General features: G+C 56.4%; 17 protein-coding genes and 7 tRNA genes. All 24 read right to left on the reverse strand.

The genetic code is table 11. The features are described 5' to 3' along the window. Positions 1 to 6: 6 nt before the first annotated feature. Positions 7 to 1,245, reverse strand: coding sequence for an ATP-dependent Clp protease ATP-binding subunit ClpX (gene clpX, locus SMC7_RS04080; RefSeq protein WP_119089083.1), 1,239 nt, complete (start codon positions 1,243 to 1,245; stop codon positions 7 to 9). After that, positions 1,229 to 1,858: an ATP-dependent Clp endopeptidase proteolytic subunit ClpP gene (gene clpP, locus SMC7_RS04085; protein ID WP_119089084.1), complete on the reverse strand. Its 630-nt coding sequence runs from the start codon at positions 1,856 to 1,858 to the stop codon at positions 1,229 to 1,231. The genes clpX and clpP overlap by 17 nt, the downstream gene beginning before the upstream one ends. Continuing rightward, positions 1,855 to 3,123 carry a trigger factor gene (locus tag SMC7_RS04090; protein ID WP_165845130.1) on the reverse strand — a complete coding sequence of 423 codons (1,269 nt, stop codon included), beginning with the start codon at positions 3,121 to 3,123 and terminating at the stop codon, positions 1,855 to 1,857. Before SMC7_RS04090 ends, clpP begins: the two co-directional genes overlap by 4 nt. A 14-nt stretch (positions 3,124 to 3,137) precedes the next feature. Then, positions 3,138 to 3,222, reverse strand: a tRNA-Leu gene (locus SMC7_RS04095). A 46-nt stretch (positions 3,223 to 3,268) separates the two neighbouring features. Further along, positions 3,269 to 3,344 (reverse strand) — tRNA-Lys (locus tag SMC7_RS04100). A gap of 112 nt (positions 3,345 to 3,456) precedes the next feature. Further along, positions 3,457 to 3,533, reverse strand: a tRNA-Arg gene (locus SMC7_RS04105). Positions 3,534 to 3,547: 14 nt separating this feature from the next. Next, positions 3,548 to 3,624, reverse strand: a tRNA-Arg gene (locus SMC7_RS04110). Positions 3,625 to 3,667: 43 nt separating this feature from the next. Then, positions 3,668 to 3,744: transfer RNA gene (locus tag SMC7_RS04115), tRNA-His, on the reverse strand. Between the two features lie 10 nt (positions 3,745 to 3,754). Beyond that, positions 3,755 to 3,831 (reverse strand) — tRNA-Arg (locus tag SMC7_RS04120). Between the two features lies 1 nt (position 3,832). Beyond that, positions 3,833 to 3,909: transfer RNA gene (locus SMC7_RS04125), tRNA-Pro, on the reverse strand. Between the two features lie 33 nt (positions 3,910 to 3,942). Beyond that, a complete protein-coding gene (locus SMC7_RS04130; protein ID WP_119089086.1) occupies positions 3,943 to 4,551 on the reverse strand; it encodes a non-canonical purine NTP pyrophosphatase in 609 nt (202 codons plus the stop codon). Then, the gene (gene murI, locus SMC7_RS04135) at positions 4,548 to 5,336 is read right to left on the reverse strand and encodes a glutamate racemase (protein ID WP_119089087.1); all 789 of its coding nucleotides are present in this window, start codon (positions 5,334 to 5,336) and stop codon (positions 4,548 to 4,550) included. The genes SMC7_RS04130 and murI overlap by 4 nt, the downstream gene beginning before the upstream one ends. A gap of 9 nt (positions 5,337 to 5,345) precedes the next feature. After that, positions 5,346 to 8,024, reverse strand: a complete 2,679-nt coding sequence (locus tag SMC7_RS04140; RefSeq protein ID WP_119089088.1) for an N-acetylmuramoyl-L-alanine amidase — start codon at positions 8,022 to 8,024, stop codon at positions 5,346 to 5,348. After that, positions 8,021 to 8,473 (reverse strand): SsrA-binding protein, encoded by a 453-nt coding sequence (gene smpB, locus SMC7_RS04145; RefSeq protein WP_119089089.1) that lies wholly within the window; start codon positions 8,471 to 8,473, stop codon positions 8,021 to 8,023. Before smpB ends, SMC7_RS04140 begins: the two co-directional genes overlap by 4 nt. A gap of 2 nt (positions 8,474 to 8,475) precedes the next feature. Next, positions 8,476 to 9,186, reverse strand: a complete 711-nt coding sequence (locus tag SMC7_RS04150) for an RluA family pseudouridine synthase (protein ID WP_119089090.1) — start codon at positions 9,184 to 9,186, stop codon at positions 8,476 to 8,478. Then, positions 9,179 to 9,640 (reverse strand): signal peptidase II, encoded by a 462-nt coding sequence (locus SMC7_RS04155; RefSeq protein ID WP_165845131.1) that lies wholly within the window; start codon positions 9,638 to 9,640, stop codon positions 9,179 to 9,181. The genes SMC7_RS04150 and SMC7_RS04155 overlap by 8 nt, the downstream gene beginning before the upstream one ends. Then, positions 9,640 to 9,882 carry a DUF167 domain-containing protein gene (locus SMC7_RS04160; RefSeq protein ID WP_119089092.1) on the reverse strand — a complete coding sequence of 81 codons (243 nt, stop codon included), beginning with the start codon at positions 9,880 to 9,882 and terminating at the stop codon, positions 9,640 to 9,642. Before SMC7_RS04160 ends, SMC7_RS04155 begins: the two co-directional genes overlap by 1 nt. A gap of 411 nt (positions 9,883 to 10,293) precedes the next feature. Then, positions 10,294 to 10,998 (reverse strand): YggS family pyridoxal phosphate-dependent enzyme, encoded by a 705-nt coding sequence (locus SMC7_RS04170; protein WP_119089094.1) that lies wholly within the window; start codon positions 10,996 to 10,998, stop codon positions 10,294 to 10,296. Between the two features lie 8 nt (positions 10,999 to 11,006). Next, positions 11,007 to 12,116 (reverse strand): cell division protein FtsZ, encoded by a 1,110-nt coding sequence (ftsZ, locus tag SMC7_RS04175; protein WP_119089095.1) that lies wholly within the window; start codon positions 12,114 to 12,116, stop codon positions 11,007 to 11,009. Positions 12,117 to 12,144: 28 nt separating this feature from the next. Continuing rightward, positions 12,145 to 13,377, reverse strand: a complete 1,233-nt coding sequence (gene ftsA, locus SMC7_RS04180; protein ID WP_165845132.1) for a cell division protein FtsA — start codon at positions 13,375 to 13,377, stop codon at positions 12,145 to 12,147. Then, positions 13,377 to 13,718, reverse strand: coding sequence for a small basic family protein (locus tag SMC7_RS04185; protein WP_119089097.1), 342 nt, complete (start codon positions 13,716 to 13,718; stop codon positions 13,377 to 13,379). The genes ftsA and SMC7_RS04185 overlap by 1 nt, the downstream gene beginning before the upstream one ends. A 19-nt stretch (positions 13,719 to 13,737) precedes the next feature. After that, complete coding sequence (locus SMC7_RS04190) at positions 13,738 to 14,409, reverse strand: DUF881 domain-containing protein (RefSeq protein WP_119089098.1); 672 nt, start codon at positions 14,407 to 14,409, stop codon at positions 13,738 to 13,740. Beyond that, positions 14,406 to 15,140 carry a DUF881 domain-containing protein gene (locus SMC7_RS04195; protein WP_119089099.1) on the reverse strand — a complete coding sequence of 245 codons (735 nt, stop codon included), beginning with the start codon at positions 15,138 to 15,140 and terminating at the stop codon, positions 14,406 to 14,408. The genes SMC7_RS04190 and SMC7_RS04195 overlap by 4 nt, the downstream gene beginning before the upstream one ends. Beyond that, the gene (locus SMC7_RS04200) at positions 15,137 to 15,811 is read right to left on the reverse strand and encodes a cell division protein FtsQ/DivIB (RefSeq protein ID WP_126850722.1); all 675 of its coding nucleotides are present in this window, start codon (positions 15,809 to 15,811) and stop codon (positions 15,137 to 15,139) included. Before SMC7_RS04200 ends, SMC7_RS04195 begins: the two co-directional genes overlap by 4 nt. Positions 15,812 to 15,819: the final 8 nt, after the last annotated feature.

Below are 15,819 nucleotides of genomic sequence, written 5' to 3' on the forward strand. Positions count from 1 at the left end.
CTCCTATCAAGCAGATTCCTGCAAGGGAATGCGCTCGGTCGTCCCGTCCGTTCTCGTCGCAACGACCTCATGGCAATCCGAGAAAAACTCGTCTCCCACGGCGACCTCCGTGACTCCCTTGAAGGAAGGTAGTTCGAACATCAGGTCCACCATGGGCCGGTCGACTACGGACTTCAAACCACGGGCTCCCATGCCCATGTCTTTCGCTTTTTCGGCTATGCGTTCCAGCGCGGATTCGGTGAATGCCAGGCCGACTCCGTCCATCGCAAAGAGCTCCTGATACTGCTGGACGATCGAATTCCTCGGCTCGACCAAAATCCGCTTCAGGTCACCCACTGAGAGTTCTTCCAGCTCGAGTTTCAAAGGAAATCTGCCAACGAGCTCAGGCAACATGCCGAACTTGACGAAATCGGAACTCAGCAACGTCCTGCCTTGGCGGTCGGCGGGCTCGTGAACGAACCCAACTTCCCTCGGGTTTGCCCGGAGTCTCCTGATGCTATCCAGTCCATCGAAGGTCCCACCCGCAATGAAAAGAACGTCTCGTGTGTTAAACTTGATGTACTCCTGAAGAGGATGCTTGCGCCCACCCTGAGGAGGAACGTTGGCAATCGTCCCTTCCACGATCTTGAGGAGTGCTTGCTGGACTCCTTCGCCACTGACGTCACGCGTAATCGAGGGATTCTCGGACTTCCGCCCGATCTTGTCGATCTCGTCGATATAGACGATGCCGCACTCAGCCCGGGCAACGTCGAAATTCGTAGCCTGCAGGAGCCCAAGAAGGATGTTCTCCACATCCTCGCCAACGTAGCCCGCTTCAGTGAGTGTCGTTGCATCGGCGATGGTGAACGGCACATCAAGAATGCGGGCGAGAGTCTTGGCCAGATAGGTCTTGCCGACCCCCGTGGGGCCTGCGAGCAGGATGTTGGACTTCTCGATCTCTACCTCGGAGTCCTTCTTGGCTCTCAGGCGTTTGTAGTGGTTGTACGCGCCAACAGCAAGTGCCTTCTTGACCTCATTCTGGCCAATGACGTACTCGTTCAAGCGCGCATAGATTTCCTTGGGGCGGAGCGACTTGAAATCGATGGCATGACTCTCGTGCCTGGACTGCTGCATGAGCTGGTTGCCCCGCTCGATGCAATCGTCGCAGATGTACGATCCGTCGAGTCCCTTGATGAGCAGACCAACTTCACTCGACCTCTTGCCGCAGAACGAACAGGACGGTTCTTCGCTATTGTGACTGGGCATTCTTCCCCAACGAACCGGCTTCCCCTGCAACGCCAATCTTGGAGATGACCTGATCTACGATCCCATACTCCGCTGCCTCTTCGGCAGACATGAAGAAGTCACGCTCGGTGTCTCTCCGCACAATGTCAAGAGGTTTCCCCGTATGTGAGGCCAAGATCTTGCTGACAGACTCCTTGATCCGCAGGATCTCCTTGGCCTGAATTTCGATGTCCGTCGCCTGCCCCTGCGCTCCACCCCAGGGCTGGTGGATCATGATGCGCGAGTTCGGCAGCGCAAATCTCTTTCCCTTGCGTCCGGCAGCCAGCAGGACCGCGGCAAGGCTTGCTGCCTGTCCCAGACAGATTGTGGAAACAGGAGCGTTGATATATTGCATGGTATCATAGATCGCCATGCCAGGAGTGACTTCGCCGCCAACGCTATTGATATAGAGGTAGATGTCTTTGGTGGCATTCTCGGCGGTCAGATAGAGCATTTCGGCGACGATCAGGTTCGAGACCTGGGTATCGATCTCTCCGCCGAGGAACACAATGCGATCCTTCAGCAGCCGGGAGTAGATGTCGTAGCCACGCTCTCCATGAACCGTCTGTTCGACTACGTATGGAATAACGCTCATTGTGCCTCCTGCTTAGTCTCTGAGAGCTCCTTCAACTGAACTGCGCCAGCAATAAGGCTGCGCGTATTCTCCCATACAATAACGTTCCGGATAGTCTTGCGCCCATTCTCCGTCGTCGTGTCGATACCTGCCTTGCCCAATTCTCCCTTATGCAACTCCACATACGCCTCGATGTCCACGTCCCCGGCCACAATACTGCACGCTCTCTCAGTTGCCTCCATCAGGAGGTCCCGCTGGAGCAGCTTGACAGCATCCGCTTCAACATCCTTGGTCAACTGTTCGGCGCTGATATTATTGTACTTCAGGTACTCGTTGAGAGAAAGCCCATTGCGGGCAAGGCTGTCCTTGATTTCGCCAAGCCGTTCCTGGGTCGCGTCACGCCGAACATACCCAGGGAAATCTATGCCCAGCTTCTCAGCAGCAGTCTCGATAGCACGGCCGAAAATCGTGTCCTTCCTGGCGTCGTCCGCCTTGTGCTGTTCGTCTTCTTCAAGGGTCTTCCGAAGCTCCACGAGGGAATCGAACGCGCCGACAGTGCGGGCAAATTCGTCGTTGACTTCGGGGATGTGTTTCTCCGCAACGCCGTCGAGTGTGATGTCTCCCTCGAGGGCACTCTCCTGCATCTGCACACTGAAATGCTTCGATTCTCCCACATTCATTCCAGTAAGGAATGGCTCGTAGGCCTTGCCCACTTCGCCCTCGCCCACCGTGAACTCCGTGTGGTAAGGATTCTGGGATTTCTCGGTCGCGACAGTGACAGTAACGGAATCGCCGTGAGCAGCCGGGCCATCCTTCGGAGACGTCTCGGTCACAGCGTCGACAAGAGCCCTGATGCGGCGTTCAACGGCTTTGGCCGTGTCAGTCGGGACGTCTTCAACCTCCACACTGCTCCACAGATTATGATCTGCCTTGGGCATCTCGAAGACACGTACGTCGACCTTGAGCCCCTTGGCTGCATCATCTTCCAGTACAGAATCGACGAGTTCGGGCTCAAAAATGAGGGCATCGGTCTCCTTGTGTTCCTTAAGGAACGCAACATAGGTTTGAGAGGCTGCCTTCTGAAGGACATCATCCTTCAACTCCTCATCGCTGACATATTTGGCGACGATGGAAAGGGGGGCCTTGCCTGGACGGAACCCGGGGATACGGAGTTTGCCGGCCATCGCCAGCGTCGCCTCGCGGCGCATTGCTGAGACTTCGTCGGCACTGAATGTTGCAGAGAGCACGGTCGAATTGCCAATCTTGTTCGTGGTGGTGTATTCCACAGTCTCCTCCAAGTTGGTGCGAAGGGCGGGAGTCGAACCCGCATGGAATTACCCACTGGATCCTAGGTCCAGCGCGTCTGCCAGTTCCGCCACCCTCGCTGAATACTTATTAATATCGCAGGGAACTGAATCTTTGGGCAAGTGGTGGTGGGTCGTGCAGGACTTGAACCTGTAACCGCCTGATTAAGAGTCAGATGCTCTACCAATTGAGCTAACGACCCACAGCTTGAGCAGAACGATTATAGGTCTTTTCATGAGGCTGTCAAGCGATCCCCCGGCCACACCCGCATCACATGCCCCACCATCGTCGGTCCTCGTAGCTCACAATACAGTTGGCGCGCCCAGCAGGAGTCGAACCCGCAACCTGCGGATCCGAAGTCCGCAGCTCTATCCAGTTGAGCTATGGGCGCTAGCCTCACGATCCTGGTGCGCTTAGCAGGACTCGAACCTGCGGCCTACGGATTAGGAATCCATCGCTCTATCCGCCTGAGCTATAAGCGCAGTATTGCAAAGCGCATATTTCAAGAGCCGTGCTCACGAAAAATGGGGTGGGTAAGGAGACTCGAACTCCCAACATCTGGATCCACAGTCCAGTACTCTAACCAATTGAGCTATACCCACCATACCAAGCTGGCGAGCCCAGCAGGACTTGAACCTGCGACCGACGGATTAGAAATCCGTTGCTCTATCCAGCTGAGCTATGGGCCCATGGTCGGGGCGAGTGGATTTGAACCACCGATCTCATGGTCCCAAACCATGCGCGTTACCAAGCTACGCCACACCCCGAGTAAAAAGAGAATACACGCCATCAGCCAAAAATCAAGGTCTCAGCGGTGCGGCCCCTTGAAGAGAACACCACAGAGCCTCAACAGCCTGTGCACGGTGGCTAATACGGTCTTTGAGACCAGCATGCATCTCGCCGAAGGTGAGAGAGTAGCCGTCCGGGGTGAACAGTGGATCATATCCAAAGCCCTGAGACCCACGCGATTCCGGAGTCACGGTCCCGGCGACAGCGCCTGAGCAGGCGAGACACCGGCATGATCCAGGAAGAAACGCGACGATCCAGCACACGAACCGTGCAGGCGTTGACGACACACGGTACTCTGAGAGAAACGCTGCGAGCGCAGCCCTTTCGGAGAGACTCGCATATCGAAAGCGCGCAGAATGGGATCCAGGCATGTTGTCAAAAAGGGGTAGCTCAAGGCCAGAGTCGTCCGCGAGGACAATACAGTCATCGGGTCCCGTGGTCAGGACGCTTAGCAGGCCCGACCGGGCTTTCCTGTATGCGTTCTGGTAATAAGTGGCGCCACACTCGACGACGCCTTCCACATCCAGCTTATCCAAGGGGAGCCAGCAGTCCAGACCTCTGAGAATACTACCAAATTCCTGCAGCTTATGAGCGTTGCCGGTGACAAGTCGCAGTCTCAAACGTCTGCCACTTCCACTGTGCTGACATAGTCACCAAGGAAGAGGCGAGCCTTGTCGAGGAAGTCACCAGGGTCGCCTGTTGTGAAGAACCTGTCCTGTTGTCCAGCCCCGGTGGTCAACCGACACTTTTCGAGCACCAGCCCCACCTCGTATGCCAATTCCTTGCTTGGATCGACAATCTTGACGGCCGGCCCAAGAATGCCTTCCATGAGGCTGGTAAGGAAAGGAAAGTGGGTGCAACCCAGAACAAGGGTGTCTGCTCCGAACTCCCGTACCGGCTTCAAAACGTGTGTGGCGTAGTCGGTCACGTTCTGACCCTCGATGCTCCCGGCTTCCACAAGATTCACGAGTTCCTGCGACTGGAGTTCGATCATTTCCACTGTCGGATCCAGCAGGCCCATGGCCCTGAGATAGGCGTGGCTCCGTGCTGTCCCGGGCGTCGACAGTACTGCGACTCTGCGGTTACGGGTCGCCAGCTGTGCGCTCTTAACGCCAGCCGAAATCATTCCCAGAACCGGGACGTCCACGCAACGCTGAATTTCTGGGAAAATGGCGCTGGAGGCCGTGTTGCAAGCCACAACAACGATCCGAGCCCCGTGGGACTCGAGGAACTCGACGATGGTCGTGGCCCTGCTGATCACCCGCTCCTTTGGCTTCGTTCCATACGGAAAAAAGAGGGAGTCGGCGATGTACATGATAGCCTCTCGCGGCAATCGGTTCTTCAGCTCCCGGACAACCGTCAGCCCTCCGACTCCCGAGTCGAATACCCCTATATAGGATTGCACCGGACCCCTCTACTTGCCGAAGTACTCGACAATGGCGTCCACGATGCCCTTGGCTGCCTTCTGCTGGAAGGAGTCATCGCGCAGAAGACGCTCCTCTTCACTGTTGCTGATAAACGCGCACTCCACCAGGACAGCTGGCATGGTATCGATGTGGGACAGTAGGTACAGCGACGTCTTCTGCGTCCCTCGATCCGTTCTTCCTAGGGCCGAAACGAGATGCTTCTGGACAAGCGCGGCAAAGACCTTCGACCGGTCAAACCAGTAGTAAGTTTCGGTACCTCCAATTGATGGTCCCCCATCCGTGGCGTTCTGGTGAATTGAGAGAAAAAGATCCGCCCCTGAGCTGTTGGCTATCTGTGCCCTCCCGGTGAGGTCAGGGTTGTCTCTTGACGTATCATCCGCCCGCGTCATAACGACACGGGCGCCATCGGCCTCGAGTAACGCCTTTACCTTAAGCGAAATTGACAGGTTGACTGACGATTCCTTCGTCCCGGAAGGGCCTACGGCCCCGACGTCGAAGTAGCCCGTCGATGGCATATAGCCGTGGCCAGGATCAAGAACGACTTTCTTCCCTTCAAGCTTTCCCTTGACGACGCTGGCAAGCGCGATGACATAGGTACCCGTTCCAGGGCTCTGCACATCGACTGCGGAAGCTAGGGCATGCAGGCGTATCTCCACAACGGGAGGGGTATCGTTCAGGCGCTGCTTCGCCTGTACGGTGGCCCAGGCCGACAGCGCCTGCTTGCCAACAATAGATGCGGCCGAAACCCCCTCAAATTGGAAGACACAGTAATCACCGTCCGCCGTCTTCGTCACTTTTAGGTCAGAGGCAGATGTGATCGTGATGCTTCCTGGCGTACTCGCAGAGGTACCTGCAAGGGTAATTGACGAGATGATCGGGTCAAGATACACCCTCAGGGCGTCCCCAGTTGCCTCCAGCCCAAATACGTATGCCACTGTCGCCACCGGAACGTAGAGCAGGCCACTCAGGATCCTCGGCGCAACAACCATCTCTTCGCTCCAGTGGTTGCTGTCCTGTGCAATCTTCAGAGTGCGCAGCCCGTCCTTCAGGACGTACTGTCGATCTCCAAGTGTTAGACTCGTCTGCTGGTTGGCCGCGTCCCAGGACAGCAACATGCCATAGGCATTGGCCACGTCGACGAGTGGTACGAACGTGGTTCCCTCTGCGAAAAACGTCTCTTCGCTGCTGGACAGAAGCTCGTCACGCAGAAACACGGCCTTCGATGGCGCTGTCGAACCGGGCGCACTCACCACTAGCTGTACGGTCGACGTGTCGGTCGATTGCTTCAAGCCAATGTCGGGCCCGACAAGATAGATGACAATGCTGGTTACGAAACCGGCCGAACTCGCCCATACCTTCACCGCTGACACCTGTTTCGTCGGCACACCGGCAATACCCGCCTGTGCAGACTGCACCAGCCTTGGTAGTGAGACCTCGATGCGCTCAGGATCGTGCTCCCGAACAATCGACAGCCCACTCTTATCCCCGTCGATGTGCATCGTGACGCTAGTCCAGCCGTTCGACGATACCAGCTCGACGCCGGTCAGACTGCAGACGGCACCTCCAGGCCCAGTTCCACCAACCACGGTGCCGTCAGACATTGCTATCCAGTCTTCGGGCAAAGCGTCGGAGGAAAGTTCGAGGAACACCTGCCTGCCGTCTGTGGCAATACCAACAATGACATTGCCCTTTGCAGCAAGCGCCCCGTCAGTCCCTTCAACGAATGGCGACGTCACCAGTCGTGCTGATGGACCCACGGAAGTAAGGCTCTTCCCTACCGTTGCGGCAACAAGACTGCTTGACAGTTTCTCCCAAGAGTTAACCAGGGGTGCGTAGACCCATCCTGTTTTCTCGCCGGCAGTCACGCGGCACCAGGTCTCCTTCTGTTCGTTCATGGAATAGCCGATGATCAAGAGGCTCGTCCCGGAGGGCAGGACGCCAAGGCGGTCGTACATGACTGAGGGTCCACTGCGAAGGTTCGATGCGTCCACCGTCTTCGTCGAGAGCGGAAGCTTCGGCTTCCAGAGGGCCAGAAGAGACGATGACGTGAACGTCGCCGGAGTGGACGGAGGAGCCTGAACTGTCTGGACTTTCACGACCCACGACGCGACGTAGCCGATGGTTTGCTTGATCTTGAGAGACGAACAGTCTACCTTGTACCAGACTTTCCCGTTGGCATCTTTGGATTCTGACAGAATCCTCAGGGATGTACGTGACTTCATGGTCGTCAGGCGCACGAAAGCTGTCCCCGCACCACTTCGCAGTGATGTGCCATCTTCCACGACGACAGCGTAGCGAGTGGAGGAGGACTGGACGGAGACAGCTGGTTCCACTGTTGCAGGCACCGGTTTCGAGACAGCTGGGCTGGCCGGCGTTGTAGTCGCCGGAGCATAGGTCACGAGCCAGCCCGCCGCGAACCCGAACGAGGCACCCACCCGTATCTTGTACCACGTCCGTCCCGACGTATCTTTGGAAGAGCCGACAGCCTCGAATTTTTCTCCCTTGCGTGCGATCCGAATCACGGTGAACGTCGTACCGGCTCCCGACCGGATGTTGGCCTCGTCCGGGATCGTCACGGTCGCCGTCGTGTCACTCCACACCGTCCCGACAATGGCACCGAGGAAAAGGACCAGAACGAGGAACACAACGATCATCTTCTTGCTCAACGCACGTACCCCCTTATCTCACGCTCCACTCGTCGTCTCTCAGAAGTCTCACGAGACCCCTTGGTTGCCAGGAATTTGCCGACAGCCAGATCGACCTTGACGAACCCACCCTCCGAAAAAGAAAGTGATGCGGGCACTACCGTCAGGCCCTGCTGACTAATGAGAGACGCAATCCTGATAAGCTCACGCTTGTGGACAAGGAGTTTTCTGCGACGTTTGAGCTCCTCGTCGGTTGTGTGCGCAAACGCATAGGGCCCCACGGACATCTGCACGAGGTAGAGCTCGCGACCGTAGAATCGGCAGTACGAATCTCCAAAAGCGAACGTCCGCGAACGCACGGCCTTCACTTCCCAACCGCGCAGTTCTATGCCGGCCTCCAGGCGCTCAAACGTCTTGAAGTTGTGCTGGATCCGTTTATTGGCGACGATTACTCCGGGTTTGTTGCCCATGTCTACCGCGCAAGCACTCGAAGTACAGAGATGAAGTCCTGAGGAAGTGGCGCCATGACCCGCACCTGGACCCCCGAACGCGGCGCAACAAACGAGAGCGCAAATGCGTGAAGCATCTGCCGCTCTATGACGACGCTGCGCTGCGCCCTGTATCCATAAGTATAGTCTCCGAGTACCGGATGTCCAATGTAGGAGCAGTGAACGCGGATTTGGTGCGTCCTCCCCGTCTCAATGCGTATCCGCAGGAGAGATGCCTGGTTGCCAAAATGCTGGATGACCTCGAAGTCAGTTGTAGAAGGTCGACCCGAACTATCGGCCTGCCGAAGGAGGAGTCCTCGGGAATGAACTGCCCCAATAGGCACGTCGATTCGGCCACTCTTCTCGGCAAATGTCCCCCAAACCAACGCAAGATACTGTTTCTGCGCGTCATGGTTGGCCAGCTGTCGCTTGAAGCAGCTCCACCCGGCTTGAGAACGGGCCAGGACCATCACGCCGCTCGTGTCCTTGTCGAGTCGATGTACGACCCCCGGCAACTCGACATCCTCTCCATCGTATAGTGTGACTCCACTTGCCAAGGCCACTTCGGTCAGCGTCCCGGCCGCCTTCCCCGGCGCAGTGAAAACAGGCAGTCCGGCCGGTTTGTTCACCGCAATGATATCGTTATCGATATACAGAACCGGCACCACGACCGGCCCCAGCCTCAACTCATGCATGAAAGCCCCACTTGTTGGGAAAGAGAAGTGCAAGGCCACACAGTATTGCACCAGCGGTCACAAGGCAGTCGGCCACGTTGAATACGGACCAGCCACGCACCCACAAAAAATCGGTTACCTGCCCGGCCACGACACGGTCGATGAAATTGCCTGCAAATCCGGCAAAGACGAGAAAGAAACCATGAGCCAGCCCTCGGTCTCCACGGTGCAATGCTATGATAGCCGCAACGCAGACGCCAATGCCGAGCACTGCATTCACGGGCACGACCCACTGCCACCCTCCAAAGAGTCCGAACGCGACTCCTTTGTTCATCGTCAGGACAAGCCCTACCGGACCTGCCGTAACGGCACGCTGGAAGAGAAACCGCCCTGCCAACCATTTGGTACCCTGATCTGCCAGGATCATCAGGGCAACAAGAACTGACCAGCGGAAAAGAGCACTCGGCCTGTTCATCATGTTCCTTCAGCCATCGCAGTGCCTTCCAGACCGATTTCCACGGTCTTGCTCCTCGAAGCGTGTCCACTTAGGATGCGAACTGCAGAGCGAGCTACGCCAAAGTGACGACTGAGAATCTGCAGGAGCTCCTCATTTGCCTTGCCCTCTGCAGGCCTGGCATGCACGTGGACGCGCCAGGGGTCTCCTGGTTCCACGTCCGACCTGCTGCTACCTGGAATTACGCGTACATTGATCCGCATAATGTCTCCTCTTCAACACAACTGGGCCGTCCATGCCGGGCCAACTAATGAGCAAAAGTGTCTGAGGCCAGGGTCATCGAGTCATCAGAAGTGTGTGCGAAGCTGCCATGTTTTCTTGGGACCAGAAGTTCTCCAATCGTGGTAATCTCATCTGCTCGATCGCGGCAAAGAAAGACCTCGTGGAGCATGACAGGCATGTCCACTTCTGCACGTGTTGTCTGAAGACCTCCTTTCGTCTTTTCTGGGACATCCTTCCATTCCAGCGACTGTGCGTAAGGTGTCTGCGTTCTGTCATGCGCCATGTTGATGTGATTCCAGGTCCTCGTCTTGCATAGGAGCTTTAGGCTGGGAAGGAGCCAGCATCGATTGCCACGCCTCCTCACTCGTACAATCGTGACTACGAACAATTGGTTACACCTGAGAAAGTGAACGGGGTCCAAAAATGCCCGTACCAATACGTATCATGTTCGAGCCATGTTCGATCGCCAGTTCAAAATCGTCAGAAGTTCCCATGGACAACAACGTGACACGTGACGAACCCAAGTCGCTGGCGAGTTCGTGGAACAGCACGCTGACAGATTGATATATTCTCGCCCGCATTTGCATTGTTGCTTGAAGAGGGACTACTGTCATCAGTCCGGAGATCTCGCGCAGCCAAGGAGTACCGGCGGCGGCAAGCTCACGAATCTGGGGCATGGTCAATCCGCCCTTCTGCGATTCTTCACCGGCATTCACCTCCAGCAGGAACGTGCACGCCTTCTGTGCCCCGCGATCCTGGATACCATACAGACGCTCGAGGAGTCCTGAGTCTGCCGAATCGACCGCGTCGAATACCTGCAGGATGGCGTTGTACTTGTTCGACTGGAGTCGGCCGATGTACCGGACAGTCAGCCCGTGACTCTCACGCAGGGCGAAGACGTTCTTGCGAATGGCTTCCTGGAGGTAGTTCTCACCGATTTCGGTCGCCCCTGCATCAATGGCTTCCAGGATCCGGGGAAGAGGCTGTGTCTTCGTCACGCAGACAATATGCGGTTCGCCGGGCTGACCAGCCGCCCGGCGATACAACAAGCAGGCTCGCTCGCGGACTTCCGCGAGACGCTCAGCTATCGAGCCCACATTCGGCGCTAGAAGCCGCGAGGCGGCCCCTTGCGCAGTATGGCGGGGAGCTCGACTTCCTCGACCTTGAACTCCTTGAGAATCTTCTTCTCCTGTTCCACTTCGGCCTTCTGAGGCTGCATCCCAGACGCTACCACCGTGATACGAATCTCATCGTTGGCCTCGCCAGACTCGCCCAGTACTTCGTCGAAAGGATCGGCCAGACCAAAGATGATCTTGGCATCCTTTGACGCGCTCGACTGGATGGCCGTCGAGATGATATCCATCTCTTCCATAGAAATCTCGTGGCCAATGACGTTGTAAATAAGTCCCGTGGCGCCCTGCATCGAATACTCGAGAAGCTCGTAGTTGGTGGCGGCTCTGATGGCCTTTGCCGCACGTTCGTCGCCCTTGCCGGTTCCCATGCCTATCCAGATGCTGCCGTCTCCTCCGCTGGGGAGCTCTCCAGGAGAAGTCGATGCCAGGACGTTCTTGAGATCGGCAAAATCGAGGTTGATGATGCCGGGTGTCCGGATGAGCTCGGTAATACCCTGAACCGCCTTCTTCAGGACCTCGTCCGCTTTGCGGAACGCGTTGTTGATGGTAATCTTCCCTTCCTCCAGTTTGAACAGTCGCTGGTTTGGGATAACGACCAATCCATCAACACTGTCACGAAGCTCTTTGATGCCATCCAGTGCAACCTTGGATCGCTGAGGGCCCTCAAAGTTGAACGGCTTGGTGACAATTGCAATGGTGAGAATGCCTAGTTCACGAGCCACTTTCGCCAGGACGGGAGAACCGCCCGTCCCCGTCCCTCCGCCCATACCGGCAGTTATGAACAGGAGAGAGGAGCCGGTAATTGCTTCTTTGAGCATCTCTCTGCTCTCTTCTGCTGCTTTTCTCCCGACCTCAGGGTCAGCGCCTGCGCCCATCCCTCGAGCAACCTTTGCCCCAATCTGAATCTTGCTTTCTGCTCGACTGTATCGCAGAACCTGCGTGTCGGTGTTGACGCTTACGAAATCGACGCCGGAAGGAAAATCCCCCACCATTCGATTGATGGCATTGCCACCCCCACCGCCTACACCGATGACCCTAATGCTTACATTCGAGCTTCCCCAGGGATCCAGTCGATCATCCATAGTGGATTTCCCTCCCCGTCAGTATGTCTTAGTCAAACAGGTCAAGGCCCTTGAACAGACCGCTCAGGCCTTTGAATGCGCGCTTCTTCTTCTGGACTGCGGCACCATCGCTGTGGATGCCGAGTTCGAGCAACCCGACTGATGTCGAGAAGCTGGGATTCTTGAACGAGCTGAAAACAACGTCATCAACTGTCGGCTGTCCCATTCGAGCTCGCAGTCCGCTGATCTCAGAGAACTTGTCCGTGATGTGAGACACCATGGCCGTCCCTCCAGTCAAGACGAGGCCGGCCGGAAGCATATTGTTGTAGCTGGAGTGCACCAGTTCCAGCTTCACTGCCTCAGCTATTTCTTCAATGCGAGACGTCACGACATCGCTGATATACGACTTCGTTGTTGCAAGAACACCATCCCCCGATGCTGTCGAGTAACTCACCTGGCTGTCCTGGAAGTCCTTTCTCCTGCTCGCATCCACCGAACCGTAGGCCACCTTGAGCTCTTCAGCAACATTCAGGCTTGTCTTCAGCATCATGGCTAGATCCATCGTCACATGGCGACCACCTATGGGAAGAACGGCGACATAGCTGAGACTGCCCCCTGTGAAGACGGCCAGATCCGTCGTGTCTCCTCCGATGTCGACACAGGCGACGCCGATTTCCTTCTCTTCTGATGAGAGGACAGCATTAGCTGACGCCAGACCTTCGAGCACAAGCCTGTCCACCTTGAGACCGGATTCTGTCACACAACGACGAAGATTGTCCAGAATCGTCGACTGTCCGGTGACGATAAACGCCTCGAACTCAAGACGGATGCCCGACATTCTCAACGGGTCCTTGATGCCTTCCTGACCATCCACGAGGTACTGGCGCGGGATTACATGGATAATCTCCTGATTTGGTCCCAGCAGGACAGCTTTGGCAGATTCCCACACGCGATCCACATCATCTTTCTGTATCTCGCGTCCCGGCCGGGATATTGCAACAAGACCGCGGTTCACCAATCCAGTGATATGAGTACCGCCGACATTCACGATTACCGACGAGACGGAGTAGCTACTCATCCGTTCTGCCTCGTCGCGTGCCGTCTGGATGGCCTGCGTCACGCCTTCCATGTCGACGACCACGCCACGCTTCAGGCTGCTGCACGGAGCCGTACCGACCCCGAGAATGGAGTCGAGCCTATCTCCTGTCGCAGAAGCTATCAACATCTTGACACGGGTGCTTCCAATATCGAGCACGCTGACGATTCTTTCCTGGCCAGCCATCATGCCTCCTTCTTCAAGAGAACCCGCCGGATGATTGCGATATTCTGGTACATTCTGCTACCAAATACAACGACTGCCGCAAGGTAAAGATCGATGCCCAGCTGATCACCGAGATACCCCAGCAGTGCTGCAACAAGACTGTTGATCAGGAAACCCGAAAAGAATACTGTCGCGTCGAAGGTATCCTTCAGATAACCTTTGATGCCGCCGAGGATAGAATCCATACCAGCCAGAAGGGCCAACCCCACGTACTTGGAATAGACAGCGGGGATGTGCACGGGGCGAAGAATCCCGACGATGATACCAAGTACGAGTCCACACACTGTTACGAAGCCAACCATAGATATCCGTTTTCCTCCCCTAGTCGCTGATTCTAAGCAGGTTGACTTTTTGAACTATAGCACCAATGCGCCTCAGGTTCAACAAGTCGAGCACACCTCCGGGAATCTGCAGCCCCTTGGACATGTTCTCTGTATCGCCGATCGCGTCTACGACCAGCGGCATCTGCGTCACCCTTCCGTCCACGCGAACGTTGAGACCCGCCCTGTATACGGAACTCGAGTCGGTCAGGCGTATGCCGTTCAACGATATGACTTCGGCTCCCGATGCCCAGAGATCATTCAGAAGGAGGAGCAGGTCCTCATCAGCCAGCATGGATGGCGAGGCCCCTGATGATTGCTCTCGTATCGTGATCCGGATCCCAGGACCCGCGAGCGGGACGGCCCCGGTTCTCTGCCTCAACACAGTGGCTTCGTGCTGTAACTGGCGCACTTGCGCAGCCGTGTCATCAGAAGAACGAAGATACTGCATGACTTTCTGCGACACGTCAGTCTCCTCGACGAGGAGGTCCTGTTTGCGCTGCTGGAGGTCTCTGATGACACGAATGAGATCCTTCGGGTCCTGGCTCTGATAGGTCTGTTTCATCTCGCGGACGACGCGTGCCTGCCCGGGGAGGAAGAACCCGACGAAGAAACTGATGAGGAAGAAAATCAGTATTGTCGACTGCCAGGGCGATCGCCCGATCCTCTTCATTGCGCACCCACTGCGTACTTGAATGCAGCATTGTCCAGCGACGCCGGGACAGTCACAGACGTTTTCTTCTCAACTGAGCACGTGATCTTGAACTGATCACGGTACATCTCCAGCACCTGGAAAAAGACGTCTTGAGAAATGCTGTCGGCGAGCATCTCGGGGTTCCCCAGCGCAGTGATAACATAGGGTGGCGACATCCTGCTCGAATTCACGAGAATGATGGGTCCAGCACAGATGATAGCACTGTTTCCAAGAACGCGCTGGTCGTTGATGGCAATCGCCGTGGCGCCGTATCTCCGCATGAGATTCACGATGCTGCGGAGGTAACCGTCGTGGATGACGAAGTAGTTCGGATCATCGGATAGTGTCGGGGTGCGGGAACTGTCACTCAGTGTTACAATGACACCGGGACCCGTCGCCTCGGCGAGCCCTGCTTTTGCCCTCAACTCTCCCAGCTCCTGCGTGAGAACGCGCACTTCGTCGCTGGTGGCAGCGCCCTTGCTTTCAAGCTCTCCCAGCTGTGTCCGAAGATCGACAATCCGCTGAGCGGCACTGCCATTCTCTTTTTCGAGTCCCTTCATGATTTCGACCAACTCGACATTCTGGGCAGGAACGACGTAGGCGTTGTTCACTGTGGGCTCGAACTGGACAGCCAGAAGGTATCCAAATCCGGCAACCATGACAAACAGCGCAGCGAGGAAAACGCCCCCGGTTCTTCCGCGCGTGATCATGGGGCCTCCGGGATGACGGCCTGGCCGTCAAACCGCAGGTCGATGGTTACTTTCTTCCCCTTGAATGCAGGCATACCAAGGACCGCAATTCCTCGTTCGATCTTTGAAGCACCGTTCGTGCTGTCACCAAGGATAAGCGTCTTCCCGTCTTTCAACCGTACGGCAAGTCCCATCGACGAGGACAGTGATATGCCCATGATAGCTAGCTGGTCCTGATGTTGCATCAACTGGCAGCACAGCAGCGCATACTCGAGCGAGGTGGACAAAAAAGCCGGGGATGTAGATGGAAACCCGCTTACGTCAACCACGTTCCAAGACTTCGATGTCCCTGCCACGGCGTAGGCTGTCCCCGTCTGCAGGAACACAGCAGCTAGCTTGCTCCCTTGCCTGATCACCACGTCAGGATCAGCTATGTCCACACCGACAGTGGCATTCCAAGGTCGCTCCCGCTTGATAGTCACGTCAGAAACGGGGAGTCCCTCCAGCCTGTCAACAACCGAAGCCCTGTTGAGGAGCATCAGAAGACCCTGAGGCCGACTATGCCAGACCTGGTCCACGACAGGAGCTTCCCAGGAGTCTGCATGTACGCTTACACGAGCGGCTGGTACGGTGAACCAGTAGACCATCAATACCGCCAAAGCCACCAGACCCATGCGCCACAGTAGCTTCATAAACGCAG

Source organism: Candidatus Cryosericum terrychapinii (assembly GCF_003570925.1).
GTDB lineage: Bacteria > Caldisericota > Caldisericia > Cryosericales > Cryosericaceae > Cryosericum > Cryosericum terrychapinii.